The sequence below is a fragment of the Qipengyuania sp. NPDC077563 genome, assembly GCF_044901345.1.
GTDB classification, from domain to species: Bacteria; Pseudomonadota; Alphaproteobacteria; order Sphingomonadales; family Sphingomonadaceae; genus Qipengyuania; species Qipengyuania aestuarii.
This window is the reverse complement of sequence record NZ_JBJDPC010000002.1, coordinates 920,588-946,821: the sequence shown is the minus strand read 5'-3', so window position 1 is coordinate 946,821 and position 26,234 is coordinate 920,588. Positions and strand designations below refer to the sequence as shown.

Here is a 26,234-nt window from a genome sequence, read left to right as displayed (position 1 = left end):
GGGCCGCTCACGCCCGTTCGGCGACGCGGCCCACGACCCGAAACCTATCGCGGAGCGTGCCGGGTCACACAGAACCCGGATCGCACCGAAGAATGTCCGGAGTTGATGCAATGAAATACGCCGTTCCTGCCATTGCTCTTTGCCTTCTCTCCGCCTGTTCGCAGCCGCAGGAGGAAGGTGCTGCGGTTGATGACGCGCCGGCCGTTACTCCGGCAGAAAGCGCCGCGCCTGCCGAAACCGCCTATGACGGCCCGATTCCCATGCCGATCAGGATCGGCGGCGATGGGCCGGATTTCGACGCCTGCGGCACCTATGCCGAAGTCGCCGAGTATGACGCCGCTGGCGAAGACAAGCCCTATGTGCACGACGCGCCCAGCGCTTCGACCAAGGTGCGTCACACGCTCTCGCCCGCGCAGGGCGTGCAGATCTGCGCCAGCGAAAACGGCTGGAGCGGTATCGTCTATCCGGGCGAAGGGCAGACTGCCGCCGATTGCGGCACCGGCAGACCGGTCGCGTCCGAAGAGAATTACACCGGTCCTTGCAGGCAGGGCTGGGTTGAAGAGCGCTATTTGGAAATGATTGCAGGCTGATCGATGGAAACCCGTTCCCCCCTTATCCGCGTCACGGCCATGCCGACCGATCTCAACCCCTATGGCGGGGTGTTCGGCGGGTGGTTGATGAGCCAGATGGCGCTCGGCGCAGGCTCGCTCGCAAGCCGCGAGGGCGAGGGCAAGGCGGTGGTCGTGTCGGCCACGGATTTCGCCTTCCCCGGTGCAATGCAGGTGGGCGACGAGCTGTCGGTCTATTGCGAGGTTCTCGCCACTGGCAACACCTCGCTTACCGTGGCGGCAGAGGCGATCGCGCGCACCCGCAACGGCACGGCGGAAACCAAGGTCGCGCAAGGCACCTTCAAATTCGTCCTCCTCGATGACGAGGACAAACCGCGCCCCGTCCGCATGTCGGCAAAGGCGGCCAATCCCGTGCCCGAGAACGATGCATGAGCGCTTTCCTACACGCGGCTGCAAATGCTAGCACAGGCGCATGTCACGCGCGCCGACCCTCCTCGCAAACCCTGCAAATCCGCCGCTTTTGCGAGAGGGAGTTTTATCCTCAGGACACTGTCAACTGTGTCAACTTGCTTCAGGGTGCGCACCGCGAAGCTGAACATGGGCAATGGGCGAATCGTGACTCCGGTGGGTCCGATCTGCGCGATAATTGCCTTCATTGGCGCGGCGACAGGCTTGTTCCCGGCCGCCGCGCGCTTGTTGATTGCTGAATAGAGTAAGGAATACCCCTTGGCTGATAATTACGACGTCATCGTTCTTGGCTCCGGCCCCGGCGGCTATGTCGCGGCGATCCGCTGCGCGCAGCTGGGCCTGAAGACCGCCATCGTCGAACGCGAACTGCTCGGCGGCATCTGCCTCAACTGGGGCTGTATCCCGACCAAGGCGCTGCTGCGTTCGGCGGAAATCCTGCATTATGCGCAGCACGCCAAGGATTACGGCCTCAAGATCGCGGGCGAGATCGAAGCCGATCTCGACGCGGTGGTGAAGCGCAGCCGCGGTGTCGCCAAGCAGCTCAATCAGGGCGTCACGCATCTGATGAAGAAGAACAAGATCACGGTGCACATGGGAACGGGCACGCTGACGGGCCCCACCAGCCTGACCGTGAAATCGGATAAGGGCGAGGAAATGCTCACCGCCAAGCATGTGATCGTCGCCACCGGCGCGCGCGCGCGCGACCTGCCCTTTGCCAAGGCCGATGGCGAACGCGTGTGGACCTATCGCCATGCCATGACGCCAAAGGAAATGCCGAAGAAGCTGCTGGTCATTGGATCGGGTGCGATCGGGATCGAATTCGCCAGCTTCTACAACGACATGGGCGTCGATGTGACCGTGGTCGAAATGCTCGACCGGATCGTGCCGGTGGAAGACAAGGACGTGTCCGCCTTCCTCGAGAAGAGCCTGACCAAGCAGGGCATGACGATCATGACCGGCGCAGGCGTCGAAGACCTCAAGGTCACCGGCAGCGGCGTGAAGGCGAAGATCAAGGACAGCAAGGGCAAGGTGTCGGAAACCGAGTTCACCCACTGCATCACCGCCATCGGCATCGTGCCCAATACCGAGAATGTGGGCCTCGAAAAGCTGGTCGAAATGGACCGCGGCTTCATCCAGATCGACGATTACGGCCGCACCAAGTCGAAGGGCCTGTGGGCCATCGGCGACTGCACGCCAGGGCCGTGGCTGGCGCATAAGGCGAGCCATGAAGGCGTCACCTGCGCCGAAGCCATCGCGCAGGAACTGGGCAAGAAGGATCTTCATCCGCACCCGCTCGACCGCAACAACATCCCGGGCTGCACCTATTGCCACCCGCAGATCGCCAGCGTCGGCCTGACCGAAGCCAAGGCGAAGGAAGCCGGTTACGAGGTGAAGGCCGGTACCTTCCCCTTCATCGGCAACGGCAAGGCCATCGCGCTGGGCGAGGCGGAAGGCTTCGTGAAAACCGTGTTCGATGCCAAGACCGGCGAATTGCTGGGCGCGCATATGGTCGGCGCGGAAGTCACCGAGATGATCCAGGGCTTCGTCGTCGGCAAAACGCTGGAGACGACCGAGGCGGAACTGATGCAGACCGTCTTCCCGCATCCCACGATCTCGGAATCCATGCATGAAAGCGTTCTGGCCAGCTACGGACGCGCATTGCACGTCTAGGCCAGAATGCACGAAAACGGAGCGGGGCGAGTGACTTAGGATGGCCGGTTTCCTGATCCTCGCCTTCCTCATCCTCGTTGCGGGCGTGGTGGCAGTGCCGCTGGCAAGCCGCTTCGGGCTGGGTTCGGTGCTCGGCTACCTGCTGGCCGGGATGGCGATCAGCCCGCTGCTCGTGGCGCTGCGCGTCGATGTCGAGGCCTTGCAGGTCTTCGCCGAATTCGGCGTGGTGATGATGCTGTTCATCATCGGGCTGGAGATCGAGCCGCGGCGGCTGTGGGCCATGCGCGGCAAGCTGCTGGGGCTGGGCGGCGGGCAGGTCCTGCTGACCACTTTGGCCATCACCGGCCTTGCGCTGATCGATGCGCAGCCCTGGCAGACGGCCCTGGCCATCGGCATGGTGCTGGCGCTGTCGTCGACCGCCATCATCGTCCAGACGCTGACCGAAAAGAAACTGATGGGCAGCGAGGGCGGGGAGGCCAGCTTCTCGGTCCTGCTGGTGCAGGATGTGGCGGTTATTCCCATCCTTGCGCTGCTGCCGCTGCTCGCCCTGCCGGACCTTTATCCCGCAGCAGCCGGGCATGGGGAGGGCGCGCATGGCGGGCTCGACCTGACCGGGCAGATGCCGATCTGGCTCGCAGCCGCAACGCGGATTGCCGCGGTCGCCGCCGTGGTCGGCATCGGGATCTACGCCATCCGTCCGCTGTTCCGCTATATCGCCGCCGCCCAGCTGCGCGAGCTGTTCACCGCTGCCGCGCTGGTCGTCGTGATCGGCATCGCCCTGCTGATGTCGCTTGTCGGCCTGTCTCCCGCCCTGGGCGCCTTCATCGCCGGCGTCGTGCTGGCGACCAGCGAATATCGCCACGAACTCGAAAGTGACATCAACCCGTTCAAGGGCCTGCTGCTCGGCCTGTTCTTCATTACCGTGGGGGCCAGCATCGATTTCGCGCTGGCGGAGCAAGTCTGGCAAACCGTGGTGCTGGGGGCAGGGGTCATCATTGCCGCCAAGTTCGCGGTGCTCTTCGTGGTGGGCTGGCTCTACGGCCTCAGGCGCCAGGCGCTCTGGCTGTTCTGCCTCAGCCTTCCGCAGGCGGGCGAGTTCGCTTTCGTGCTGATCTCCTTTGCCGCGGCGAATGCGGTCTTCCCTCAAGCAATGGCCGACATGCTGCTGCTGGTCGTGGCGCTCACCATGCTCGCCACGCCGCTGCTCTTCATCCTCTACGACAAGGTGATCGCCCATGCGCTCTGTGAAGGGGAGGGGCGAGAGGCCGATGTGATCGAAGAGCAAAACCCGGTCATCATTGCGGGCCGCGGCCGTGTCGGCGGGATCGTTGACCGGATGATCCAGGCCGCGGGCTATTCCACCACCGTCATCGACTATGACAGCAAGCAGCTGGAAATTGCCCGCAAATTCGGCCTGCGCACCTATTTCGGCGATGCCACGCGGCCCGACCTGCTCGATTCCGCCGGGATCGCCAGGGCAAAGCTGCTGGTGGTCGCCCTGGACGAGCGCGAGCAGATCGACCGGCTGGTCAAATATGTGGTGAAGAACCACCCGCAGGTCCACGTCGTCGCCCGCGCGATCGACCGCAGCCATGTCTACGATTTGTGGTATTACGGCTGCCGGGACATCATCCGCGAAACCTACGACAGCAGCATCCGCATGGGCCGCTCTTCCTTCGAGGCACTGGGCATGAACGCGGCGCAGGCGCAGGCTTCGGCCGATGCGTTCGAAGAAATGGACCGCAAGTTCATGCCCGCCATCGCCGATCTCTACGATCCCGATATTCCTTATGGCGAGAACGAGGCGCTGATCGCCCGGGTGCGGCAGCTGCGCGACGATTGGGATCCCATCCTGCGCGAACAGATGATCGAGATACTGCGACACAACCATTGAGCGACCGGTGATCGCCTCTCTCGGCGTTTCACCGTAAATTCAAAGCTCTTCGGCTTGGCGACCGGCAACTTCCTCTCCCCTCTGCGTTGGGTATTTAAAGGAGAGATATCATGGAATTCGAAATAGCCGACGAACCGCAGGGTATCGATGAAGACGATGAAAATACGGCCGATGGCGGTATCGTGGAAGACCATCGCGCGCTGAAGAATCAGTCGAGCGTAAAGCCGCAGGATTATCCGAAGGCCGATCGCAAGGGCGCCGATCTTACCGGAACCCAGCAGAAGTAGCTGGCGGACAGGGTGGGATTCGAACCCACGAAGGGCTTGCACCCTTGCCGGTTTTCAAGACCGGTGCATTCAACCGCTCTGCCACCTGTCCGCGAGCGAAGCGCTTGCTAGACAAACATAACCGGCCTGTCACGCCAATATCGGAACCGTGGCAGGCCTTTTTGCGTAAGCCCTTCATGACACTTGCCATTCAGCTTGAGCCTGCGACAGATCATCTATGAAATTACGAAACCTCTTTCTCGCCGCTTCGGCTTCGCTTCTAGCACTTCCCGCTGCACCTGCGGCCGCACAGGACATGTCCTTCGACGCCTATATGCAACTGCTGATCGCCCGCGCCCGTGCAGAAGGCGTAAGCGAAAACACGCTGCGCAGGATGACCGCCGGCCTCACGCCGAGTCGCCGCGTAATCGAGCTGGACCAGAGCCAGCCCGGATCGTCGAGCGGGTCGGGCTATCCGCCGCTCGCTCCCTATATTTCTACCCACGTAGACAGCGCCAGGATCAACGGCGGACGCCGTGAATATGCGAATTACCGCAGCCGCCTCGCCGGATTCGAACAGGAATATGGCGTACCCGGTGAAATCATGGTGGCCATCTGGGGTCATGAAACGGCGTATGGCCGCGTGAAGGGCGGCTTCGACCTGTCGCAATCGCTGGCAACGCTCGCTTGGGAAGGCCGCAGGCGCGAACTCTTCTCCAGCGAATGGGTCGATCTCATGAAGGTGGCCGACAAGGGCTATTCCCGCAGCGAACTGCAGGGTAGCTGGGCCGGCGCTTTCGGCAATCCCCAGTTCCTGCCGAGCGTGTATCTCAGACTGGCAACCGATGGCGACGGGGACGGCCGCGCCGACATCATGAACAACGATGCCGATGCTTTGGCCTCGATCGCCAATTATTTCCGCGATGCCGGATGGCGCCCTGGCCAGCCATGGGGTGTCCGCGCTTCGGTGCCATCGGGCTTCGACATCGATCGCTACAGGAGCGAACTCAACGCGCCGGTCTGCCCACGTGTCCATGAACGCCACAGCCAGTACAAGACCGTCGCCGAGTGGCGATCGCTGGGCGTGCAGCCGCAGCGGGCCTTGCCGCAGGATACGCTGGTGAGCCTGTTCCAGCCCGATGGACCGGGTACGCCCGCCTGGCTGCTGACTAGCAATTACCGCGTGATCCTCGAATATAATTGCTCCAACTACTACGCCATGAGCGTGGGATTGCTGGCGGACGAGATCGCGCGCTGATCGCCACCGTGGAAAGCGCGCGGTAGCTCTCGTCATCGCCGCTCTCCGTGATATAGAAGTCAGCCCAGTTAATCCGAGAGGAGAGCGCCGTCTCGCGGCGGCGCGAAACCCGTTGCGACAATCATTGCGAAAAATCATTCTGGCCGCTTCCGTTGCGGCTCTGATACCATCAAGCGCAATCGCTCAGGAGATGGAGAGGCCGATGCCTCCATCCCCCACCGACGCGCCAATCGCTTATCTGTTCGACGTCACCAGCGGCCAGATTCTCTTCGAACGCGAGGCGGATCGCCGCTTCATGCCCGCTTCGATCACCAAGGTGATGACGACCTTCCTCGCATTCGAGTGGATGGAGGAAGGCAAGATCCTGCCGCAGCAGAGCTTTTCAATTCGGCCGGAAGTCTGGAAGCGCTGGAATCAGGTCGGGTCTACCATGTTCCTGCCGCATGATGCGCGGGTTACGGTGGACGATCTGGTGCACGGCGTAACCACCGTCTCGGCCAATGATGGGGCAGCCGCGCTCGCCGACGGGGCCGCGGGATCGGTCGACAAATGGGTCGCCGCGATGAATGCCAAGGCCAGCGAGATCGGCATGCGTGACAGCCATTTCGGCACGCCCAATGGCTGGATGGATGAAGGTAATACCTTCGTCACCGCTCGCGACCTGACGACACTGGCCACGCAAATGCTGCGGCGCCATCCCTCGAAATATCGCCGTTACATCGGCCACCGCGAATTTACCTATAACGACATCACCCAGTCCAACCACGATCCGATCAGCGGCGTGGTGCCGGGCGCAGATGGCATCAAGACCGGCTTCACCAATCAGGCCGGCTACGGTTTTCTCGGCTCTGCTGAACGCAACGGGCGGCGGCTGGTCATGGTGGTCGCGGCAAGTCCGCGCGGCCGGGATCGCAACCGGGCTGCACGCGACCTGATCGAATGGGGCTTTTCGGCCTTTGACCAGCAGCGGCTCTTCGCTCCCGAAGCACAGGTCGCCGTGGCAGAGGTGCAGGGCGGCGACAGCACGCAGGTTGCGCTCGTCGCTCCTGCGGGGGTCTATGTCGATATCCCGGCCGGCGCCCATCGCGATGTGAAATTGACCGTGAATTATGAAGGCCCCGTTCGCGCGCCAATTCGCCAGGGCGAGCAGATCGCGAAACTCACTGTCTCGATCGACGGTATGTCAGATTTCAGCGTCCCGCTCGTCGCGCGTGATGCAGTCGAGGAGGCCGGGCTTGGGCGCCGTATCCTAAACGGCGTCCTAGGCTGGATCACGTGACACGCGGCAAGTTCATTGCCTTCGAAGGCGGCGAAGGGATGGGTAAATCCACCCAGGCCCGGCTTCTGTGCGACGCCTTGAAGCGGCGCGGAATGGATGTCGTGGCGACGCGTGAGCCAGGCGGCACGCCGGGAGCCGAAGCCATTCGCGGCTTGCTGCTCCACCCGCCAGGGGAGGGGTGGGGGCCGCAGGCAGAAGCATTGCTGTTTGCGGCGGCGCGCGCGGACCATGTTCAGCGCCTAATACTGCCCGCACTGGAGCGTGGGGAATGGGTGGTATGCGACCGCTTCCTCGATTCCAGCAGAGCCTATCAGGGGGCTGCCGGCACTCTTGGCGATGATGCGGTGCGCAGGCTGCACGACGTTGGCAGTGCCGGCCTGCTGCCCGATCTGACCATCGTGATCGGAGCGGAGAGCGCCGAAGTCTCACGTCGCCTGCGCGCCCGCGATGGCGAGATGTCTGACGCGATCGGCGGGCGCGATAGCCATTATCACGCCAGCGTAAATGCAGCCTTCGACACTTTCGTGGAAGCCGAGCCCCAGCGTTTTCTCCGTGTGAACGGGGACGGGACGGTTGAAGAGGTGCATGCTCGCCTCCTCGAAGCTTTGGCCCCGTTCCTGGCGGAAGCAGCGCCATGAGCCTCATCGGACATGACGAGGCATGGAGCCAGTGGCGCCGCGCCTTGGACGGCAATCGCATGCATCACGCTTGGCTCCTGGCCGGCAAGAAAGGGCTCGGAAAAGCAAGCTTTGCGCAAGCGGCAGCGCGTGAACTTCTGGGCGGGGAAGGGGGGGCGGAACATCCCGACATTCTCACGCTGACATACGGCCCGAAGAACAAGGAAGAAGCGAAGAAGCGCGACGACGGCAAGCCCTTCGAACTCGCGCGCGGCATAAAGGTCGACCAGGTCCGCGACATTCAGCGCCGCCTCACAACAAGGCCAACGCTCGGCTCGAAGCGTGCAGTGATCATCGATCCCGCTGACGATATGGAAGTATCGGCATCCAATGCACTGCTGAAGAGCCTCGAAGAACCGCCGCAGGGAACATATTTCCTGCTGATCGCTCATAGTCCCGCGCGCTTGCTTCCCACGATCCGCTCGCGCTGTCGCACGGTCCGCTTTTCACCGATCGGCAAGGAAGCGATGGATGATCTCTTGCGCGACCTTGCCCCGGAAGCGGATATCGCTTCACGCGATGCTGCGATTGCCGCATCGTCCGGATCGCCAGGTTCTGCACTGACGTTTCTCAAATACGAGCTTGGCAAGCCTGCGCAGCTGATGCGCACAATCCTTGAGCAGGGAGACCGCGACTTCGTCCTACGCGGTCAATTAGCCGGTGCGATCGGCGCCAAGCAGGACATTCCGCGGCTTCAGGCGGTGCTGGGTCTGGCACGTGCGATTTTATCGGAACGGACCCACCAGCATGCGGGAAATCCCGCCGGCCTGGTGGATACACACGCTGAACTCGTACGGCTAAGCGCAGAGCAGCCGACTTATAATTTCGATCCCGGTCTGCTTGGAATGGAAATCGGGACCTTGCTCGTACAAGCGGGCGCGGCTAGCGAACGCGGCAATGGCTGACCCTTATTACATAACCACCGCAATCCATTATCCCAACGGCAAGCCGCACATCGGCCATGCTTATGAAACGATTGCTGCCGATGTCATCGCGCGCTTCCAGCGTCTGATGGGCCGCCAAGTGCGGTTCCAGACAGGCACGGACGAACACGGGCTAAAAATGGCGCAGAAGGCACGCGACCTTGGCAAAACTCCGAGGGAGCTTGCCGACGAGATGTCGGGTGCGTTCAAGGAACTCTTCGACCGGCTCGATATAACTTACGACCGCTTCATCCGCACGACCGACGAGGATCATCACAAGGCGAGCCGCGCGATCTGGCAGGCGATGGAGGCCAAGGGCGATCTATACCTGGATCGCTACGAGGGCTGGTACTCGGTCCGCGACGAGGCCTATTACGACGAAAAGGAGCTGATCGAAGGGGAGGGCGGCGAAAAGCTGTCTCCGCAAGGTACGCCTGTCGAATGGACCGAAGAGGAAACCTGGTTCTTCCGCCTGTCGAAATACGCCGATCAGCTTGTCGAATTGCTCAACAAGCCGGGCTTTCTGGAGCCAGCGAGCCGGCGAAACGAAATGATCGCCTTCATCGAAGGCGGCTTGAAGGACTTGTCAGTCAGCCGCACCAGTTTCGACTGGGGCGTGAAAGTGCCCGGGCACGATAATCACGTAATGTATGTGTGGGTGGATGCGCTCACCAATTACATCACCGGGCTCGGCTATCCAGATGGCGGAGAAATGTGGGACAAATTCTGGCCCGCAAATCTGCATCTGATCGGCAAGGACATCGTCCGCTTTCATACGGTCTATTGGCCGGCTTTCCTCATGAGTGCCGATTTACCTGTGCCGCAGAAGGTTTTCGGCCACGGCTTCCTGCTCAATCGCGGGGTGAAGGAATCCAAATCGGCAGGCAATGTAACGGACCCCAACGAGCTGGTGGACCTCTTCGGAGTCGACTCGCTCCGCTATTTCCTCATGGCCGAGGTGGTCTTTGGAAAAGACGGCAGCTATTCGGCAGAAGCGCTCGTAAACAAGGTCAATGCCGAACTGGCCAACAGCTTCGGCAATCTGGCCCAGCGCACGCTGTCGATGATCCACAAGAACATGGACGGCAAGCTCGAAGGCTTCTCTCCAAACGGAGAGGACAAGTCGCTGCTCGCTACTGTGCGGGAGGCGTGTAACGTCACGTTGCCGACGGAATTCGAGGCGCTTAATTTCAGCGTCGGGATCGAAGCCTGGCTCAAGGCTGTGTTCGCCTGCAACGCCTATGTCGACGAGCAGGCCCCGTGGGCGCTGAAGAAGACAGATCCCGAGCGCATGAAGGCAGTATTGCAGACGCTCTTCCTTGCCATCCGTGACCTTGCCATCGCAATTCAGCCAGTCGTGCCAACAAAGTCTTCTGCAGTGCTCGACCAGCTTGGCGTGAAATCAGACGGTAGAAGCTATGCCGATTTATCGGATGAAGGATGGTTCACTGCACTTGTAGCGGCAGGCCACGTGATCGACAAACCAGTCCCGGCATTCCCGAGACTGGAACTTCCGGAAACAGAGGACAGCTGATGCTCGTCGATAGCCACTGCCACCTCGAGTATGAGGGCCTCGTAGATCACAAAGCCGAGGTCCTTCGCCGCGCACGCGAGGCCGGGGTAGGGGCGTTTCTCAACATCTCGACCAAGCGGGAAGAATGGGATCAGGTGGTTGGGACCGCGAACGCGCGACCCGACGTCTGGGCCAGTGTCGGCATCCATCCTCACAATGCCGACGATCATGCCGATCTGACCCGCGAAGAGTTATTGCGCGCGACCCAGAACGCGCGGGTCATCGGTATTGGTGAAACCGGTCTCGATTATTTCTACGATCATTCGGACCGTGCGCGTCAGCAACGGCTGTTCCGTCTGCATATCGATGTGGCGCGCGAGACGGGCCTGCCGGTCATCATTCATACACGCGCTGCGGAGCACGATACTCTCGCAATTCTAACTAACGAAATGGGCAAGGGTGCTTTCCCAGCTCTCATCCATTGCTTCACCGCATCAGCAGAATTCGGGGAAAAGGTACTGGCGCTCGGCCTCTCTATCTCCATATCTGGCATCGTAACTTTCAAGAATGCCAGAGATTTGCAAGAAGTTGCCAAAAGCGTGCCCAAGGACCGGTTGCTTGTCGAAACCGACAGTCCTTTTCTCGCTCCGGTTCCACATCGCGGCAAAACATGCGAGCCCGGCTACGTTCGGAACACAGCTACCTTCATCGCCGGTCTGCGCGGCGAAACGGTTGACGATCTTGCCGAATACACGACGAGCAATTTCTACCGGCTGTTTTCAAAGGCAGCGGCATGAAACTGATCATGCTCGGATGCGGAACATCGACAGGCGTGCCGCGTGTTGGCAACGACTGGGGCGAATGCGATCCATCAGAACCCCGAAACCGCCGGTCACGCGTTTCCATTGTCGTCGAAAACGACTCCGGACAGCGTATTCTGGTGGATACGTCGACCGATCTAAGGGCCCAGCTTCTCGCCAACGACATCGGCAAGGTCGATGCCGTTTTTTGGACTCACGACCACGCGGATCATTGCCATGGTATCGATGACCTGCGGGTCATGAGGTACGATCGCAGCAATCCGTTACCTGGGTTTGCGAGCCAGTTTACATGTGAGCGGCTACGCCGCCGCTTCGACTACGTCTTCGAAGGGCAATTTGGCTATCCAACGCTGATTGAGCTCAAAGAAACCTCGCAAGCCCAATTGGTTGCTGGCTTTTCTTTCGATGATGTCGAGATGCCTCATGGCCCGGTGCAAAGCACTGGCTTCCGTTTCGACGCCGATGGGAAATCTCTCGTCTACGCAACCGACTTCAGTGAGATCACTCCCGGGATGGTGGATTGCTTCCGCAACTGCGATCTTCTGGTGGTGGACTGCCTGCGCGAGCGACCGCATCCTACGCACGCGCACCTCGATATGGCACTGGAGCTCGCAAAGAAGTGCAAGGCAAAGGCGGTCGTCCTGACGCATATGGACAAATCGCTCGATTACAGAAGCTTGTGCGACAAGGTTCCTCAGGGAGTGATTGTCGGATATGATGGCTTGGAAGTCCGCGTATGAATGCCGGTCTGGGCGAAATGGCTTGGGTCGCCATGATGGCGGCTCTCGTGATCGCTTATGTGGCTGGGATGAAACGCGATGATGGATTGCGTGGAAATCAGATCATCAAGATGGCACTGATCTGGGTCGCCATTATCGGTGGGGCGTATTTCATTGTAAGCTGGGTGACGGGATTGTCCTGAGAACATGCCTCTCAAAACGCATGAGATTTAACATAATATATATTATCACTCTTCGACTAAAGGCACTGCCCGTTTATATGTGTGAAAATCCAGGTGATATCCCATGACCGAACAATTAGATCACTTGCTTTCGATCATGGCATTACTTCGAGACCCCGTCAGAGGATGTGAATGGGACCTCGCGCAGGACTTCTCGACTATCGCGCCTTACACCATCGAGGAAGCTTATGAGGTAGCGGACGCGATCGAGCGTTCAAATTTAGACGATCTCAAGGCCGAATTGGGGGATCTCCTATTGCAGGTAGTGTTTCACTCCCGCATTGCCGAAGAAGCCGGACATTTCGCTTTCAACGATGTTGCCAAAACCATCTCGGAGAAAATGGAACGGCGGCATCCTCATATTTTCAGTAACGAAGGCGGCGTGATGAAGGACGCTCGCTGGGAGAATCTGAAAGCGGCGGAGCGCGAGGCGGAAGGCGCGACCGGTGCTCTGGATGGAGTCGCCCTCGCCCTTCCGGCTCTGATGCGTGCTCAAAAATTACAAAAAAGAGCCGCGCGCCAAGGCTTTGATTGGCCAGACATTGCTGGCCCCAAAGCGAAAGTGATCGAAGAGATTGGCGAGCTTCAAGAAGCCAGTGAACTTGACCGGACCGAGGAGGCTGGAGATCTCCTTTTTGCGGCTGTGAATTTGGTCAGAGCTTACGGAGTGGATGCAGAACAAGCCTTACGGTTCGCGAATTCCAAGTTCGAGCGCCGTTTCCGAGCCATGGAAGAATTGGCCGGCGGTGACTTTGCCGAGCGCGAACTGGAGGAGCAGGAAGAGTTGTGGCAAGAGGTTAAAAGGCAGGAAAAAAGGAACTAAAGGGTCTCGAACTGTCCAAGTTCCTTAGGATTCAATCGAACCACGAACCTGCGGATTGGGCCTTCTTCGCCCTCCCCGGCATCATTTTCTTCCAAAACATCGCCATGCGCATGGAGCCAGGCAATCCGCCGACCATCACTTGCCGGCAAATCAAATTGACGGACGGAAGCTTTGGCAGTCAGCATTTGCCCAAGGGTTTCGACGAACTCGTCAATTCCTTCGCCCGACAGTGCCGACAGCTTAACGATCTCGTCGGATGCTTCGGCCACGGCCCGTAGCTCCGCAGCCTGCTCCTCACCTAGCAGATCCCATTTGTTCCACACTTCCAGAATGGGAATTGTGGAGCCTCCACCCTCCCCTTCGATGACACCCAGATCCGTCAGCACGTTCAGCACTTGGGCTTTTTGTGCCTCGGCTGATGGGTTTGATATGTCTCTCACATGGCAGATAACGTCGGCAGCTGTTACCTCTTCCAGCGTCGCGCGGAAGGCCGCCACAAGCTGCGTGGGCAAGTCAGAGATGAACCCTACCGTGTCGGACAGAATTGCCTTTTCCACTCCGGGAAGCGAGATCGCGCGCATGGTTGGGTCCAAAGTGGCGAAGAGCAAGTCCTCCGCCATCACTTCGGCACCGGTCAAATTGTTGAAAAGGGTAGACTTTCCCGCATTGGTATAGCCAACAAGCGCGACTACTGGCCAAGGAGCACGTTCACGCCTCTCTCGATGAAGGCCGCGAGTTTTCCGTACCTGCTCCAGTTCCTTGCGTAGCCTCCCCATTCGCTGACGTATCATACGGCGGTCCGCTTCTATCTGCGTCTCGCCGGGTCCGCCAAGAAAGCCGAAACCGCCGCGCTGCCGTTCCAAGTGTGTCCAGCTCCGAACAAGACGGCTTTGCTGATAATCAAGATGCGCGAGTTCAACCTGTAGACGCCCTTCGGCTGTAGCTGCGCGTTCACCGAAAATTTCAAGGATGAGCCCGGTACGGTCGATTACCTTGCGAGTGAGTTTTTCTTCGAGATTTCGTTGTTGGATGGGGCTTAGCGCGCCATCAACGACCACAAGTTCGGCCTCGTTCTGCTCACAGGCGATGCGGATGTTATCCACTTGGCCAGCGCCGAAGAGAAGATTTGGCCGGACTTCTCGTATAGGAAGTACAAAACTCGCCTCAATCTCGATGCCAATGGCTAGAGCGAGACCTTCGGCTTCCTGCAGCCGGCTTTCAGCGTCGAGATCGTAAGCAAAGCCACGGATATCTGGGCACACGACGAGGGCTCGCGCACCGCGCGAAACTTCCCCCATAAGATCATCATCGAAACTCAGTTTTCGTCCTCTTCCCAGTCTTCCGTGAGGTCGACCGGCTCTGCAGGTTGAATTGTGGACACCGCGTGCTTGTAAGCGAGCTGCACGTACCCTTCGCGTTCCAGTAGCATGCAGAACAGGTCGTACGCGGCAATTTTACCTTGCAGCATCACGCCATTGACAAGGAACATGGTGACCTGAGCCTCTGCTTCACGCACCCGACTTAGAAATACGTCCTGAAGAAGGCGCTGTTTTGCCCCCGACCCTTGGCTTACAAACTGTGTAGCGTCGATCGGCTGCGCTGGCATTATGGTACTCACCGCATGCTTGTAGACCAATTGCGACTGCCCATCCCTACGCAAAAGGATCGAAAAATTATCGAACCACGTCACAATACCTTGAAGCTTCACTCCCTTCACGAGAAACACCGTAACCGGCGTTTTTTCTTTCCGCAAAAGGTTCAGGAAGGCATCTTGAAGGCTAGGTGATTTGCCTTTGCTGCGAGCGTCTTTCTCCGATCTTGGCCGGGCAGACAGGGTTCGCTCTCCGGACATCTTTGTGTCTCCTTTTCTTGGCGATCATTCGCGACCGCAATCTGGACGCTTCCACCCGCGTCCGGGTACCAGCCTGATTGGCCAAGTGCTCGTCAATCTGGCTATCAGCCAACGGATCCGCAACGAAGAAAAATTGCCACGGTAGATCCCCGCATCATGCTATCTTACTTGCGTTCGCTTTCCTTCCGCTCTGCCATGCCAAGCAGTTTCAATTTACGGTGCAACGCCGATCGCTCCATTCCGATAAAACTGGCCGTCTTTGAAATGTTTCCAGAGAAGCGCCGTATCTGAACGGATAAATATTCCCTTTCAAAGCTTTCGCGTGCTTCTCTTAGCGGCGCCCCCATTAAGCCTGCGACGCCCGCGGCGCCGCTGTCACTTCCGCCCGCCACTTCTTCGGAGAGCATGTTCGCCTCGATCGTGTCGATCTTGTCTCTTGGAGTGAGAATTATGGTTCTTTCCACCACGTTTCTCAATTGGCGCACGTTTCCGGGCCAGTCATAGGCCTGAAGGGCGGCCATAGCCTCCTCACTGATCTTCGGAGGACGGATCCCCTGTTCCGAAGCGTACCGAGCGAAGAAATACTCGGCCAGCGCAGGAATATCGTCGCGGCGTTCGGCAAGGGAAGGAATTTCAACTGGAACCACGTTTAATCGGTAGAAGAGATCTTCGCGAAAACTTTTATCCTCCATCTCTTTTGCGAGGTCGCGAGCGGATGATGAAACCACTCGAACATCGACCCCGACCTGCCGACTTCCCCCGACCCGCACGAAACTCTGCTCTGTGAGAACACGCAAGATGCGGGCCTGCGTCGATAGGGGCATGTCGGCTATCTCATCGAGATAGAGTGTGCCCCCGTCCGCGCTTTCCAGCAAACCGGGCCGGATCAATTTGCCGTCACTTTCTTCGCCGAACAGCTCTTCTTCAAAGCGCTCCGGGGTAATGCGGGCAGAGTTTACGGTGACGAAAGGCTTTTCTGCTCGGGTAGACCAATTGTGAAGCAGGCGGGCTGCCACCTCCTTGCCCGCACCTGCCGGACCGGTGATCAACACACGGCTACCGGTTTGGGCGACGCGCTTAAGCGTTGCCCTTACCGAATTGATTGCCACGGAATTCCCGGTGAATTCTCCCGTTTCAACGTTTTTCGCCCGCAGCCTGCTATTTTCCCGTCGTAAATTTTCAGTCTCAGTCGCGCGCTCGACCAAGAGCAAGAGGCGCTCGGCCTCGAACGGCTTCTCGATGAAATCCATCGCTCCACGGCTGACAGCGCTGACGGCGGTATCTATATTTCCGTGGCCCGAGAAGATGATGACTGGAAGCTCAGGTTCGCGCGCTTTGATGGCATCGAGCACTTCGAGGCCGTCCATTTGACTTCCATGCAGCCACACATCGAGTAGCACGAGACTGGGGCGCTTCTCGTCTACAGCCTGTAATGCTGACGTGCTGTCAGCTGCGGTTCGGCATTCATAACCTTCATCGCTGAGGACGCCCGCTACGAGTTCGCGGATGTCGCGCTCGTCGTCTACTATGAGGATGTCCAAAGCCATAATTAGAGTCCAGTATCTTCATCTAGGGTTTTAGAGGCGCCCGCATTGGTGCCGTGCGGATCACGAGCAAATTTGAGGGTAACCTTCGTCCCGCCACCTTCTGCCGAAGAGAAGGACATCTCACCGCCGTGCTCCTCCACAATCTTGTTTACGATGGCGAGGCCCAAGCCAGTGCCCTTGGCCCGCGTCGTGACATAGGGCTCGACGATGCGTTCGCGATCTTGTGGCAGACCGATGCCATTGTCGGTGATTCCGACCGCAATATGTTTCTCAGTCTCGGTTACCTCGACCGCTATTCGCCCGCGAAAATCAGGTTCGGCTTGAGCTGATCGCGCCTCAATGGCTTCTGCGCCATTCTTGAGAATGTTAGTGACTGCCTGGCCCAGCTGATGGCGATCGGCCTGTATTTTAAGGGGACCTTCAAGCGGTGTTGATAGCCCATAATTGATGTCTGGATTGGCCACTTCCTGGAGGAAGATTGACTGTCGAACCAGATCAAGCGCGTCTTCGGCCCTGAAAACCGGTTTGGGCAGGCGCGCAAAGCTGGAAAACTCGTCAACCATTTTACGCAGATCACCGACCTGCCGAACAATCGTGTTCGTAAGCTCGTCAAACAGCTCACCGTCCTGTTGAATTTGCTTCCGGTATCGACGTTTGAGGCGTTCCGTGGCGAGCTGTATCGGCGTCAGTGGGTTCTTGATCTCGTGAGCAATGCGCCGGGCAACGTCAGACCAAGCAGCCTGCCTTTGATCCAGCAATTGCCGGGTAATGTCTTCGAAAGTAATCACGTGGCCGGTGCCCTCACGAACCAGCTTGACCGCGAGGGTCATCATTTCACCATGCCTGGAATGGCTCACAACACCCTTTTCCAGATTGGCGATGACCATCGCCGCGATCTGCGGTGCCATCTGATCGAGAGTGTCGGGCGCCGTGCCCCCCTCCCCCTCATCGAGAAGGATGCTCTGCGCCGGAGCATTCATCAGCAACACCCGCCTCTCGCCATCGATCGTGATGACACCCGCACTGACCGATTCCAGAACTGCTTCAATAAAGCTGCGCCGTTCCTCCAGCTCTCCATTTGCCGACACCAATGCATCGGTTTGCTTTTCAAGCTGTGCCGTCATTCTGTTGAAGGCCCGATTGAGGAGGCCGATCTCATCGGCTCCGGTCCGCCCATCGACCCGCATTCTGAAATTGCCTGCGCCCACTTCTCTTGCCGCAGCGACCAAGTCGGTTAGTGGTTCCACCTGTCGATCGGCAAATTTCAGTGCGAACCAGACCGAAAGTCCAACCAAGGAGAGGCTTACGAGAAAAAGGGAGACGTTGAACTGCAACTGCAGGGCCCGGGCGCGGGTAGTCAGATCATCGTAGGCATTGGAGATCGAACGCGCACTTTCCCAGCTGCGAAAGCCTGATGCCTCGGCATTGCGCGAGGTATAGAGATAAATGCCCGCTTGGCGATCAATAGGCGCAATCGCCTCAATTCGTTCCGAACTCCCGCGAACTGCTACTGCCTGCCCCGACCTTAGCTCGGAAAGACATTCCTCGGTGAAAGCAACCGGATCAGAACCTTCACTAATGTTATAGAGCACAGCTGTCCGTGCACTCCCGTCTGGCATGGCCTGTAGAATTGCACTTTCGACCACGTCCCGGGGCTGGGCCTGATATTCATAAACCAGCATAAAATCTGGATCGGTGACTGCGATTTTCTGCAAATTAGCGCGCATGTCCATCGCCATCGAGATCGTTTCCTGCCCGAGATCGAGCTGGTTATCCTCGTAATAACTCTCTGCCAATTCATTGGCATTTTTCATGAGCCCCCGAGAGTTGTCAGAGAACCAGAAGTCCACGCCCGACTGGAAGAGAACCGCCGCAAATGCGACGACGAGCAGCGTTGGCACCGCAGCTACAATTGAGAAAAAGAACACCAAGCGCACGTGCAAGCGGGCCGTGCTTCCGGCCGCTCGCCTGAGCGCGACTCTCCGGCCCATCAAAATCAATAGGGCCATGGCGGGCAGGAGAGTGCCAATCAAAAGCATGGCAACTTGGCCACTAGGCAAAAGCTGACCGTTAGCTGGCGCGCTCGTGAACGCCGCCCAAGTCGTACCCAGCATCACTAAGAAGGAAGTCGCAGCCGCGATTTCAATCAAAGTAAAGAGGTTAGCCTTTTTGGATGCCACGACGAACCTGCGCCAGAAGCGCGGCGTGTGTCCTGTTCGAGTAGCCGCCTGGGTCGCCATAGTGTCCGGCTTACATCGCTACTGTTGCAATATTGCAAGCATTAAAAGACGGACGGCTCCTCATCCGCGCTCGATGAACTGATCGGCGATCACCCCGAGGTCACTCAGTTTTTTCCGTAAGGTGTTCCGGTTTATGCCCAATAGCCGAGAGGCGCGAAGCTGGTTCCCCCCGGTGACCTTCAAAGCATGCTCAAGCAGTGGCTTTTCGAACGAAGCGATCGCCTCTTGATATACATTGCCTTCAGCCGGTTTTTTCGATCTGATCCACTCAGATAGAGCGGGCTCGAAAGCGTTGCTATGCGCAGCCTCGGCCGGCGATTTAGCTGTAGATAGTAGGTCCTCGACTGAATGGGCGTCGATTACATCATCTCTTGCCATCAAGGCCAGTCGGAAGATTACGTTGCGCAATTCCCGAACATTGCCTCGCCACTCATACCCCGAAAGAGCTTCAACTGCCTTCTCCTCGATAGCCTTGGAGGGAAGGCCTTCAGCCTTTGCTTGTGACAAAAAGTGTCGAGCTAGCACCCCGATGTCCTCCCGCCGATCACGCAGAGGGGGAAGGTGTATCGGAACTACATTCAGACGGTAATACAGGTCCTCGCGGAACCCGCCCGAGGCAATTAAATTTGGCAGATTGCGATTTGTGGCGGCGACTATCCGCACATCCACACCGATTTCCTGACGGCCACCCACTCGCCGGATCCTGCCTGACTGGAGAGCACGCAGAAGCCGCGTTTGCGCATCCGCGGGCATCTCACCTATTTCGTCAAGAAAGAGCGTCCCGCCATTGGCCTGCTCGAACTTCCCGATAGACTGTGAGTGGGCGCCGGTGAAGGCGCCGCGCTCGTGACCGAATAATTCGCTTTCCAACAAGTCATGCGGAATGGCAGCCATATTGACTGCCACGAAAGGTCCCGTTCGCCGCACCCCCAATTGATGTATTGCCTCTGCAACCAGTTCCTTTCCTGTCCCGCTTTCTCCGGTGACCAGAACAGTCAAATCGTTTCGCAAGACACGCGTGATCATGCGATAAACGTCCTGCATGGCCACGCTGCGGCCGATCAGCGGCAAGGATCCAGCATCCGTCTCATCTGGCTGGGATGACTTGCTGGGTGTTTTTGCGATCGCTTGGCGGACTGCCTGTGCAAGTTCGTCGAGGTCGAATGGCTTCGGAAAATACTCGAAGGCGTTGCTGTCGCTCGCCCGAATAGCTGTATCCAGCGTGTTTTGTGCAGAAAGGACAATGATGGGCATGGCCGGTGCCGTCTCGTGAACAACCTTGATGGTCTCGAGCCCGTCGCCATCATCCAACATTATGTCAGTCAGCATGACATCGAATTCACACGCCTCGATCAACTCGTTCCGGCGGGCGATCGAACTGCAGGCCGTAACGTGAAGCCCCTCATCCTGCAGCGCTTCTGAGATCACCGTGGCAATTGCACGATCGTCTTCGACCAGAAGAACACGAGGTTTCATGCTGCTTTCCCGTTGGCGACCGAAAGATTGACCCGAAAATGTGTAAGCCCGGCGCGGTCGTCTCGCTCGTAAACGATGCGACCGCCCATGTCGCGCAACAGTTTGCGTACCAGAGCAAGCCCCAATCCCTGCCCGTTCTTCTTTCCCGAAACGAATGGCTCGAACGCGTGATCCTTCAATTCGGGCGGTAAGCCAGGTCCCTTATCGCTGACAGTCACTTCGATCGGCAATTTCGTAGCCTTTCCAAGCCGTATTGCTGAAAATACCAGCCCACTTACGAACCGGGTGCGAACCACGATTTGGGCACCTTCCACAGTGCTACTTGCATCGCAGGCATTCGCGAGAAGGTTTATAAGAACTTGCTCGAGAGCGCCCTGATCCGCTTCGACCGCTGGAAGTGAAGGGTCAAACTCTTCTAGCAACTCGCAAGCATCGCCCCGCCCCGCCCTCACGGTCGCCATCGCATTGCGGATAGCCGCATGAAGATTGCAGGGTCCTGTTTCCACGGGATTTCGGCTCCCCAATTGCTGCATCCTGTCAATCAGGCGCGCAATGCGGTCGACCTCGCCCTCGATCATGGTGGCTAGCGGACGATCGCGCTCCGATGCTCGTTTCGATAGAAGCTGGCTTGCTCCGCGTATCGCTGACAAAGGGTTTTTGATTTCATGTGCAAGAACCGAGGGCGCGCGTAATTCCACCCTTTCGGAATCGATATCGCCCATCTCCTCCTGCCCGACTTCAGACAGCGTAACCACCTGCCATCCAAAATGGCCGGGCACCGGAGAGCTGGTAATATTCACCAGTCGCGAGCGCGCTCCCGCAATGATGGATATCTTTCTCGCTATCACTTTCTCGTCGCAAGCCAGCAAGCTGGAGCGGAGACGTTCGCTGTCAATGCTCAGAATTTCGAGAAGGTTGGCGTTCGCCATCCGTTGGGCGCTACGGCCCAAGAGTTCTTCGGCTGCTTGGTTAGCCTGTATGATCCGCCCTTGTTGATCTATGAGGAGAACCGCGAAGACAAGACCGGCAATCTGGGTGGCCGCGTCTGGCGCGCCCAATCCTTGATTCACGCTGCCCGCCGACGAAGAAACGGTTCATAGAAACGAGTTATTTCGTCAATCACAACAGATGGTTGCTCGATGAAGTTAACCTTGTGTCGGAATTCTGCGCAGCCGTGCATACCTTTGGTATACCATCCAAGATGCTTTCGAGCGATCTTGACGCCCACCTGCTCTCCATACAACTCCAGCATATCGCGGTAATGTTCGAGTACGACTTCGAATTGCTCATCGAAACTTGGGCTCTTGAGAGTCTGCCCCGTTCGCCACCAGTGCATGACTTGAGCGAGAAGCCAGGGCTTCCCATAAGCCCCCCTCCCAATCATCAATCCATCTGCGCCTGACTGCTCCAGCGCCAATCCGGCGTCATTGACGGTACAGATATCGCCATTGACGATCACCGGTATGGAGACCGCTTCCTTCACTTTACGGATGAATTTCCAGTCCGCGCTACCTTTATACATTTGGTTGCGTGTGCGCCCATGCACCGTCACCATCTTAACACCCAGATCTTCAGCGATCCTTGCCAGTTCAGGGGCGTTGAGATCAGCGTGATCCCAGCCCATCCGCATTTTTACCGTGACAGGCACATCAACGGCTCGCACGGTTGCTTCCATCAGTTTGGTTGCAAGGCCGACTTCGCGCATCAGGGCAGAACCTGCCAATTGACCAACGACCTTGCGGACAGGACAACCAAAATTGATGTCGATGATGTCCGCGCCATTATCTTGCTGGAGTTTTGCAGCTTCTGCCATGCTCGAGGGATCACAGCCGACCAATTGCATCGATACCGGTTCTTCAATCGGGTCCCATGCGGCCTTCTGGACCGATTGCCGCGTTTCACGGATCGCCGCCTCACTCGCTATCATTTCTGTCACATTAAGGCCCGACCCGTATTTCCGGACCAGCTTTCGGAATGGCAGATCGGTTACACCAGTCATCGGCGCCAGAATGACTGGCGTGTCGATCATGACATTTCCGATCATGATCGGGGCCGGCGGGGCGTGCTGATGAGTTTTTGTCGTCATGTTGGAATGCCTAAATTTTGGGCAGCCACATAGTGCGTTGCGGCGAAAACCTCAAGCCGCTAGCGGATTGGCGAGCCATGGACATATCTCCCTCCCTTCCCCCTTTCGGGGCCATTATCGTCGCTGCTGGAAAAGGCCTGCGGGCAGGATTGCCCACGCCAAAACAATTCGCAGTCTGGCGCGGCAAGCCAGTCGTGCGTCATTCTGTCGAAGCGCTGCTTGATGCCGGAGCATCTCCAGTTGTCGTGGTCATACCTGTTGGAAGTGAGGACCTTATCTCACGGGCATTGGTTGGACTTGATGGGTGGATGCCCGTCACTGGAGGGGAAACACGCCAGCAGTCAGTGGCAAAGGGATTGGATATCCTCGATGGCGCAGAAAGAGTACTCATTCACGATGCAGCGCGCCCCGATCTCCCTTTTCCGGTGATCGAAAGGCTTCTGGCAGCGCTGAGTAATCATCCCGCGGCGATTCCAGTTCTGCCTGTGGTGGACAGCTTAGTCTCGGAAAGTTCGGGGGCGATGGGCGATCCCGCCGATCGAGATAGTTTGCGGCGGGTGCAGACCCCGCAGGCCTTCCACTATAGTCAGATTTCGCAAGCCCATCAGGCTTGGAGAAAGGAAACGCCTGCGAGTGACGACGCACAGGTACTGCAAGCTTTTGGAGGCGAGGTCGCTTTGGTCGAAGGGGATGAGAGATTGAAGAAACTTACTTTCGCGGAGGATTTTGGCGACCCTCGACCGCCGGTCCGCGTCGGGACAGGCTTCGATGTTCACAAGCTAGCCGCTGGCGAAGAATTGTGGCTGGGCGGTATCAAAATCGAATCCGAATTTGGCCTGGCGGGGCATAGCGACGCCGATGTGGCCATCCACTCCATCGTGGACGCACTGCTCGGAGCTATCGCCTGCGGCGACATAGGTAGCCATTTCCCTCCATCCGATCCCCAATGGAAAGGAGCGAGCAGCGACCAGTTTCTTAAACATGCGGCGAAGCTGGTTGAAAGTGCTGGTTTTCAGATTGGGAATATCGATCTCACGATTATTTGCGAGGCTCCCAAAATTGGCCCCTATCGAGAGGCAATGCGTGGCCGAATAGCAGAACTGCTCCACGTCGACATCGGGGCCATATCTGTGAAGGCGACTACTACCGAAAGGCTGGGGTTTGCCGGTCGCGGAGAGGGAATCGCCGCTCAAGCGGTTGCTACCGTCGTCAGAAGTTGAAATAAGAGACGCGCCAATGACCCTCACCAAACTCTTGCCAGACGACGTCGAACGCCTTGCCGAGCGCGTTGTGGCGGAGAATAAAGTCAAAGGACGAAAAGTCGTTCTGGCTGAAAGCTGCACGGGCGGCTTGGTTTCGGCCGCACTCACCGAGATTGCTGGCTCTTCGGCCGTGGTCGACCGCGGCTTCGTGACCTATTCCAACGAAGCAAAGATGGAAGTTCTCGATGTCCCACTCGACATTATTGAGACCTTCGGTGCGGTTTCCATCGCCTGTGCCTGGGCAATGGCTAAGGGCGCATTGGCCAACAGCAATGCGGATGTAGCGGTCGCGATCAGCGGCGTTGCAGGCCCCTCAGGCGGCACTGCATTAAAGCCTGTCGGCACAGTGGTGTTTGCCCGTGTAGTTCGCGGTGCGGAGGGGGAACCCGAGGGCGAACTCAAGCAATTCGGTCAGACTTCACGCGCCGATATCCGCAGACAGGCAACGATTTGCGCACTGGAACTGCTTCTTCCCTAAAGATTGGCTGCTGCGTTTTCCCGGCCGTACAACTCGTCTGCGCGTTTTTCGAACGCTTCAACCATCTTACGAAAAGCCCTATCGAAATATTGCCCTGCAAGCGCTTCAAACACAGCGTTGCGGAAGGTGAAATCTACACAGAAATCGATTTCGCATCCACCATCGGGCAGGCACACAAAATTCCACTTGTTGTCGAGATCCCGCAAAGGTCCGTCCACGTAGGAAACCTCAAGTCGCTCCGGCCGACTTTTGACGACACGTGAAGTAAATTTCTCGCGGATAGCTTTGAAACCGACAAGCATATCCGCTTCCATCACGGTGGCGCTGTCGCTGCGAATGCGCGTCGCTACGACCCAAGGTAGGAACTTGGGATAGCTGCCGACATCCGCGACCAGATCGAACATTTGCTCGCAACTATACGGCAGCCGCCGCGTCTCACGAATTCCAGGCATCAGGCGTGCGCCCTCGCCTTCTCCTTCGCCAGGCGTTGCTCACGAGCGTCCTTCATTACCGCGAAATCATCACCGGCATGGTAGCTGGAGCGGGTCAGGGGACTGGATGCGACCTGCAGAAAGCCCTTTGCTCGTGCGATCGAGCCGTACGCGTCGAACGCCTTCGGCGTGACAAAATCTTCGACTGCCGCATGCTTGGGCGTTGGTTGCAGATACTGCCCCATAGTGACGAAATCGACATCGGCGCTTCGCATGTCGTCCATCACCTGATGGACTTCCAGCCGCTGTTCACCGAGGCCGAGCATGATACCCGATTTGGTGAAGATAAGCGGATCGTGAGCCTTCACTTCCTCCAGCAGGCGAAGCGAGGCATAATAGCGCGCGCCGGGTCTGATCGTCGGGTAGAGACGCGGAACAGTCTCTAGGTTGTGGTTGTACACGTCAGGCCCAGCCTCACAAATCTTCTCCACCGCCGCTCTCATCTTCCCGCGAAAGTCGGGCGTAAGAATTTCGATCGTAGTTTCGGGCGTCTCGCGCCGGAGGGCTTTGATGACCTTAACGAATTGATCCGCACCCCCGTCTGGCAGGTCGTCCCGGTCCACGCTGGTTATCACGATATGATTGAGACCCATCTGGCCAGCGGCGATCGCAACGTTCTCTGGCTCCATCGGATCGACCAGTCGCGGCATGCCCGTCTTCACGTTGCAGAAAGCACAGGCGCGAGTGCAGACATCGCCGAGGATCATGACGGTGGCGTGCTTCTTGTCCCAGCACTCGCCGATATTGGGACAAGCCGCTTCTTCACAGACGGTGTTAAGCGAAAGCTCGCGCATCAATTTGCGCGTTTCATGATAGCCCTTGCTAACGGGCGCCTTGACCCGAATCCAATCCGGTTTGCGGGTTTTGCGAAGAGGCTCGCTAGCGGAGTTGGGCGTGGATGAGAGATCGTTCATGTCGCGCCCCATCTAGGCTCGACGCCCCCTTCTCGCAACCTTGCATCCTAACGCATCGGAACCACAATTTGATCTCTTGCCTTGTACGGCCTTTCGGGGCAGCAGCATTTGCATGAAAACGTTCGAGCAGATGATCGAGGGCTATCGCCACTTCCGTGCCACCGGATGGCAGGATGAGCGTGAACGGTGGCAGCAACTCGCCGAAGGCCAGTCGCCGCAGGTTATGGTCATTTCCTGCTCCGACAGCCGCGTAGATCCTGCCCAAATCCTGAATGTGGTGCCCGGAGAAATTTTCGTGGTTCGCAACGTGGCCGCTCTGGTTCCTCCCTTTGAAACCACTCCCGGTCGTCACGGTGTGTCAGCAGCGGTGGAATTTGCCGTGCAGTTCCTGAAAGTCAAAGAGATCGTCGTCATGGGACACGGGCTTTGCGGGGGCTGCAAGGCTGCGCTTACTCAGGACCTCCACGGCAATGAACTGGGCGAAGGGGGACACGTTGCTCACTGGGTCGACATGCTCGACGACGCGCGTGCCCCCATCGCGCAGAAGCTTGGCACCGACGGCAGGGAAGCGGAGTTGGCGATGGAGCTGGAAGCGGTAAAGGTCAGCCTGAAGAACTTGCAGACTTTTCCATATGTGGCTGACAAAGTTTCAAGCGGCGAACTCTCCCTTCGCGGCGCACATTTTGCAATTTCAGACGGGATTCTGCGCCTGCTCGACAATCAACAGGGTGAATTCTTCGCCGCCGAATAGCTTGCGTCCGCCTA

General features: G+C 58.2%; 26 protein-coding genes, 1 tRNA gene and 1 pseudogene. 17 read left to right on the top strand and 11 right to left on the bottom strand.

Going from position 1 to position 26,234, the window contains the following annotated elements:
* Window positions 1-110 precede the first annotated feature (110 nt).
* The 5 genes from ACI2I1_RS10600 to ACI2I1_RS10580 all read left to right on the top strand — a co-directional run bounded on the left by ACI2I1_RS10600 (window position 111) and on the right by ACI2I1_RS10580 (window position 4,889).
* Window positions 111-590, top strand: coding sequence for a hypothetical protein (locus ACI2I1_RS10600; protein WP_404679065.1), 480 nt, complete (start codon window positions 111-113; stop codon window positions 588-590).
* A 3-nt stretch (window positions 591-593) separates the two neighbouring features.
* Window positions 594-1,001: an acyl-CoA thioesterase gene (locus ACI2I1_RS10595; protein ID WP_404679064.1), complete on the top strand. Its 408-nt coding sequence runs from the start codon at window positions 594-596 to the stop codon at window positions 999-1,001.
* Window positions 1,002-1,295: 294 nt separating this feature from the next.
* A complete protein-coding gene (gene lpdA / locus ACI2I1_RS10590; protein ID WP_404679063.1) occupies window positions 1,296-2,708 on the top strand; it encodes a dihydrolipoyl dehydrogenase in 1,413 nt (470 codons plus the stop codon).
* A 40-nt stretch (window positions 2,709-2,748) separates the two neighbouring features.
* Complete coding sequence (locus tag ACI2I1_RS10585; protein WP_404679062.1) at window positions 2,749-4,602, top strand: cation:proton antiporter; 1,854 nt, start codon at window positions 2,749-2,751, stop codon at window positions 4,600-4,602.
* A 110-nt stretch (window positions 4,603-4,712) separates the two neighbouring features.
* Entirely contained in the window at window positions 4,713-4,889 is a 177-nt protein-coding gene (locus tag ACI2I1_RS10580; RefSeq protein ID WP_221541574.1) for a hypothetical protein, read from the top strand.
* A gap of 1 nt (window position 4,890) precedes the next feature.
* Here the strand turns inward: ACI2I1_RS10580 and ACI2I1_RS10575 are convergent.
* Window positions 4,891-4,980, bottom strand: a tRNA-Ser gene (locus ACI2I1_RS10575).
* 126 nt (window positions 4,981-5,106) lie between these two features.
* On the opposite strand from ACI2I1_RS10575, the gene ACI2I1_RS10570 reads away from it, so the two are divergent.
* The 9 genes from ACI2I1_RS10570 to mazG all read left to right on the top strand — a co-directional run bounded on the left by ACI2I1_RS10570 (window position 5,107) and on the right by mazG (window position 13,123).
* A complete protein-coding gene (locus ACI2I1_RS10570; protein ID WP_404679061.1) occupies window positions 5,107-6,126 on the top strand; it encodes a lytic transglycosylase domain-containing protein in 1,020 nt (339 codons plus the stop codon).
* A 202-nt stretch (window positions 6,127-6,328) separates the two neighbouring features.
* The gene (locus ACI2I1_RS10565) at window positions 6,329-7,405 is read left to right on the top strand and encodes a D-alanyl-D-alanine carboxypeptidase family protein (RefSeq protein WP_404679060.1); all 1,077 of its coding nucleotides are present in this window, start codon (window positions 6,329-6,331) and stop codon (window positions 7,403-7,405) included.
* Window positions 7,402-8,043 carry a dTMP kinase gene (gene tmk / locus ACI2I1_RS10560; protein ID WP_404679059.1) on the top strand — a complete coding sequence of 214 codons (642 nt, stop codon included), beginning with the start codon at window positions 7,402-7,404 and terminating at the stop codon, window positions 8,041-8,043. The genes ACI2I1_RS10565 and tmk overlap by 4 nt, the downstream gene beginning before the upstream one ends.
* Window positions 8,040-8,987: an AAA family ATPase gene (locus ACI2I1_RS10555; protein ID WP_404679058.1), complete on the top strand. Its 948-nt coding sequence runs from the start codon at window positions 8,040-8,042 to the stop codon at window positions 8,985-8,987. Before tmk ends, ACI2I1_RS10555 begins: the two co-directional genes overlap by 4 nt.
* Window positions 8,980-10,539 (top strand): methionine--tRNA ligase, encoded by a 1,560-nt coding sequence (gene metG, locus ACI2I1_RS10550; protein ID WP_404679057.1) that lies wholly within the window; start codon window positions 8,980-8,982, stop codon window positions 10,537-10,539. The genes ACI2I1_RS10555 and metG overlap by 8 nt, the downstream gene beginning before the upstream one ends.
* On the top strand, window positions 10,539-11,315 hold the full coding sequence (locus ACI2I1_RS10545; RefSeq protein WP_404679056.1) for a TatD family hydrolase: 777 nt from the start codon (window positions 10,539-10,541) through the stop codon (window positions 11,313-11,315). The genes metG and ACI2I1_RS10545 overlap by 1 nt, the downstream gene beginning before the upstream one ends.
* The gene (locus ACI2I1_RS10540; protein WP_224811576.1) at window positions 11,312-12,079 is read left to right on the top strand and encodes an MBL fold metallo-hydrolase; all 768 of its coding nucleotides are present in this window, start codon (window positions 11,312-11,314) and stop codon (window positions 12,077-12,079) included. Before ACI2I1_RS10545 ends, ACI2I1_RS10540 begins: the two co-directional genes overlap by 4 nt.
* Window positions 12,076-12,261 (top strand): hypothetical protein, encoded by a 186-nt coding sequence (locus tag ACI2I1_RS10535; protein ID WP_404679055.1) that lies wholly within the window; start codon window positions 12,076-12,078, stop codon window positions 12,259-12,261. Before ACI2I1_RS10540 ends, ACI2I1_RS10535 begins: the two co-directional genes overlap by 4 nt.
* Before the next feature lie 103 nt (window positions 12,262-12,364).
* Window positions 12,365-13,123: a nucleoside triphosphate pyrophosphohydrolase gene (mazG, locus tag ACI2I1_RS10530; protein ID WP_404679054.1), complete on the top strand. Its 759-nt coding sequence runs from the start codon at window positions 12,365-12,367 to the stop codon at window positions 13,121-13,123.
* On the opposite strand, the gene hflX is transcribed toward mazG, so the two are convergent.
* The 8 genes and pseudogenes from hflX to dusB all read right to left on the bottom strand — a co-directional run bounded on the left by hflX (window position 13,120) and on the right by dusB (window position 22,324).
* Window positions 13,120-14,421 (bottom strand): GTPase HflX, encoded by a 1,302-nt coding sequence (hflX, locus tag ACI2I1_RS10525; RefSeq protein WP_404679053.1) that lies wholly within the window; start codon window positions 14,419-14,421, stop codon window positions 13,120-13,122. The two genes, mazG and hflX, sit on opposite strands and share 4 nt — an antisense overlap.
* A 17-nt stretch (window positions 14,422-14,438) precedes the next feature.
* A complete protein-coding gene (hfq, locus tag ACI2I1_RS10520; RefSeq protein ID WP_404679052.1) occupies window positions 14,439-14,975 on the bottom strand; it encodes an RNA chaperone Hfq in 537 nt (178 codons plus the stop codon).
* Between the two features lie 164 nt (window positions 14,976-15,139).
* Window positions 15,140-16,522 (bottom strand): sigma-54-dependent transcriptional regulator, encoded by a 1,383-nt coding sequence (locus tag ACI2I1_RS10515; protein WP_404679051.1) that lies wholly within the window; start codon window positions 16,520-16,522, stop codon window positions 15,140-15,142.
* Window positions 16,523-16,524: 2 nt separating this feature from the next.
* The gene (locus ACI2I1_RS10510; protein ID WP_404679050.1) at window positions 16,525-18,762 is read right to left on the bottom strand and encodes an ATP-binding protein; all 2,238 of its coding nucleotides are present in this window, start codon (window positions 18,760-18,762) and stop codon (window positions 16,525-16,527) included.
* A gap of 60 nt (window positions 18,763-18,822) precedes the next feature.
* On the bottom strand, window positions 18,823-20,238 hold the full coding sequence (gene ntrC, locus ACI2I1_RS10505) for a nitrogen regulation protein NR(I) (protein ID WP_404679049.1): 1,416 nt from the start codon (window positions 20,236-20,238) through the stop codon (window positions 18,823-18,825).
* Window positions 20,235-21,038, bottom strand: a complete 804-nt coding sequence (locus tag ACI2I1_RS10500; protein ID WP_404679168.1) for a nitrogen regulation protein NR(II) — start codon at window positions 21,036-21,038, stop codon at window positions 20,235-20,237. The genes ntrC and ACI2I1_RS10500 overlap by 4 nt, the downstream gene beginning before the upstream one ends.
* A gap of 75 nt (window positions 21,039-21,113) precedes the next feature.
* A pseudogene (locus ACI2I1_RS10495) lies at window positions 21,114-21,308 on the bottom strand (PAS domain-containing protein); the annotation flags it as partial.
* Window positions 21,305-22,324 carry a tRNA dihydrouridine synthase DusB gene (gene dusB / locus ACI2I1_RS10490; protein ID WP_404679048.1) on the bottom strand — a complete coding sequence of 340 codons (1,020 nt, stop codon included), beginning with the start codon at window positions 22,322-22,324 and terminating at the stop codon, window positions 21,305-21,307. The gene dusB and the pseudogene ACI2I1_RS10495, both read right to left, overlap by 4 nt.
* Before the next feature lie 77 nt (window positions 22,325-22,401).
* Here dusB and ACI2I1_RS10485 point away from each other — a divergent pair, with 77 nt between their 5' ends.
* Both ACI2I1_RS10485 and ACI2I1_RS10480 read left to right on the top strand, forming a co-directional pair.
* A complete protein-coding gene (locus tag ACI2I1_RS10485; protein ID WP_404679047.1) occupies window positions 22,402-23,544 on the top strand; it encodes a bifunctional 2-C-methyl-D-erythritol 4-phosphate cytidylyltransferase/2-C-methyl-D-erythritol 2,4-cyclodiphosphate synthase in 1,143 nt (380 codons plus the stop codon).
* A 16-nt stretch (window positions 23,545-23,560) separates the two neighbouring features.
* Window positions 23,561-24,064, top strand: coding sequence for a CinA family protein (locus ACI2I1_RS10480; protein ID WP_221541592.1), 504 nt, complete (start codon window positions 23,561-23,563; stop codon window positions 24,062-24,064).
* On the opposite strand, the gene ACI2I1_RS10475 is transcribed toward ACI2I1_RS10480, so the two are convergent.
* Window positions 24,061-24,516, bottom strand: a complete 456-nt coding sequence (locus tag ACI2I1_RS10475) for a type II toxin-antitoxin system RatA family toxin (RefSeq protein WP_404679046.1) — start codon at window positions 24,514-24,516, stop codon at window positions 24,061-24,063. The genes ACI2I1_RS10480 and ACI2I1_RS10475 overlap by 4 nt on opposite strands.
* Complete coding sequence (lipA, locus tag ACI2I1_RS10470) at window positions 24,516-25,469, bottom strand: lipoyl synthase (protein ID WP_404679045.1); 954 nt, start codon at window positions 25,467-25,469, stop codon at window positions 24,516-24,518. The genes ACI2I1_RS10475 and lipA overlap by 1 nt, the downstream gene beginning before the upstream one ends.
* 112 nt (window positions 25,470-25,581) lie before the next feature.
* Between lipA and ACI2I1_RS10465 the strand changes: the two genes are divergently transcribed.
* Entirely contained in the window at window positions 25,582-26,220 is a 639-nt protein-coding gene (locus ACI2I1_RS10465) for a carbonic anhydrase (RefSeq protein WP_404679044.1), read from the top strand.
* Window positions 26,221-26,234: the final 14 nt, after the last annotated feature.

Coding starts and splice junctions, on each gene's coding strand:
- ACI2I1_RS10600 (WP_404679065.1), top strand. CDS start 111: ATGAAATACGCCGTTCCTGCCATTGCTCTTTGCCTTCTCTCCGCCTGT.
- ACI2I1_RS10595 (WP_404679064.1), top strand. CDS start 594: ATGGAAACCCGTTCCCCCCTTATCCGCGTCACGGCCATGCCGACCGAT.
- ACI2I1_RS10585 (WP_404679062.1), top strand. CDS start 2,749: ATGGCCGGTTTCCTGATCCTCGCCTTCCTCATCCTCGTTGCGGGCGTG.
- ACI2I1_RS10580 (WP_221541574.1), top strand. CDS start 4,713: ATGGAATTCGAAATAGCCGACGAACCGCAGGGTATCGATGAAGACGAT.
- ACI2I1_RS10570 (WP_404679061.1), top strand. CDS start 5,107: ATGAAATTACGAAACCTCTTTCTCGCCGCTTCGGCTTCGCTTCTAGCA.
- ACI2I1_RS10565 (WP_404679060.1), top strand. CDS start 6,329: ATGCCTCCATCCCCCACCGACGCGCCAATCGCTTATCTGTTCGACGTC.
- ACI2I1_RS10555 (WP_404679058.1), top strand. CDS start 8,040: ATGAGCCTCATCGGACATGACGAGGCATGGAGCCAGTGGCGCCGCGCC.
- metG (WP_404679057.1), top strand. CDS start 8,980: ATGGCTGACCCTTATTACATAACCACCGCAATCCATTATCCCAACGGC.
- ACI2I1_RS10545 (WP_404679056.1), top strand. CDS start 10,539: ATGCTCGTCGATAGCCACTGCCACCTCGAGTATGAGGGCCTCGTAGAT.
- ACI2I1_RS10540 (WP_224811576.1), top strand. CDS start 11,312: ATGAAACTGATCATGCTCGGATGCGGAACATCGACAGGCGTGCCGCGT.
- ACI2I1_RS10535 (WP_404679055.1), top strand. CDS start 12,076: ATGAATGCCGGTCTGGGCGAAATGGCTTGGGTCGCCATGATGGCGGCT.
- mazG (WP_404679054.1), top strand. CDS start 12,365: ATGACCGAACAATTAGATCACTTGCTTTCGATCATGGCATTACTTCGA.
- hflX (WP_404679053.1), bottom strand. CDS start 14,421: ATGGGGGAAGTTTCGCGCGGTGCGCGAGCCCTCGTCGTGTGCCCAGAT.
- hfq (WP_404679052.1), bottom strand. CDS start 14,975: ATGTCCGGAGAGCGAACCCTGTCTGCCCGGCCAAGATCGGAGAAAGAC.
- ACI2I1_RS10515 (WP_404679051.1), bottom strand. CDS start 16,522: ATGGCTTTGGACATCCTCATAGTAGACGACGAGCGCGACATCCGCGAA.
- ACI2I1_RS10510 (WP_404679050.1), bottom strand. CDS start 18,762: ATGGCGACCCAGGCGGCTACTCGAACAGGACACACGCCGCGCTTCTGG.
- ntrC (WP_404679049.1), bottom strand. CDS start 20,238: ATGAAACCTCGTGTTCTTCTGGTCGAAGACGATCGTGCAATTGCCACG.
- dusB (WP_404679048.1), bottom strand. CDS start 22,324: ATGACGACAAAAACTCATCAGCACGCCCCGCCGGCCCCGATCATGATC.
- ACI2I1_RS10485 (WP_404679047.1), top strand. CDS start 22,402: ATGGACATATCTCCCTCCCTTCCCCCTTTCGGGGCCATTATCGTCGCT.
- ACI2I1_RS10480 (WP_221541592.1), top strand. CDS start 23,561: ATGACCCTCACCAAACTCTTGCCAGACGACGTCGAACGCCTTGCCGAG.
- ACI2I1_RS10475 (WP_404679046.1), bottom strand. CDS start 24,516: ATGCCTGGAATTCGTGAGACGCGGCGGCTGCCGTATAGTTGCGAGCAA.
- lipA (WP_404679045.1), bottom strand. CDS start 25,469: ATGAACGATCTCTCATCCACGCCCAACTCCGCTAGCGAGCCTCTTCGC.
- ACI2I1_RS10465 (WP_404679044.1), top strand. CDS start 25,582: ATGAAAACGTTCGAGCAGATGATCGAGGGCTATCGCCACTTCCGTGCC.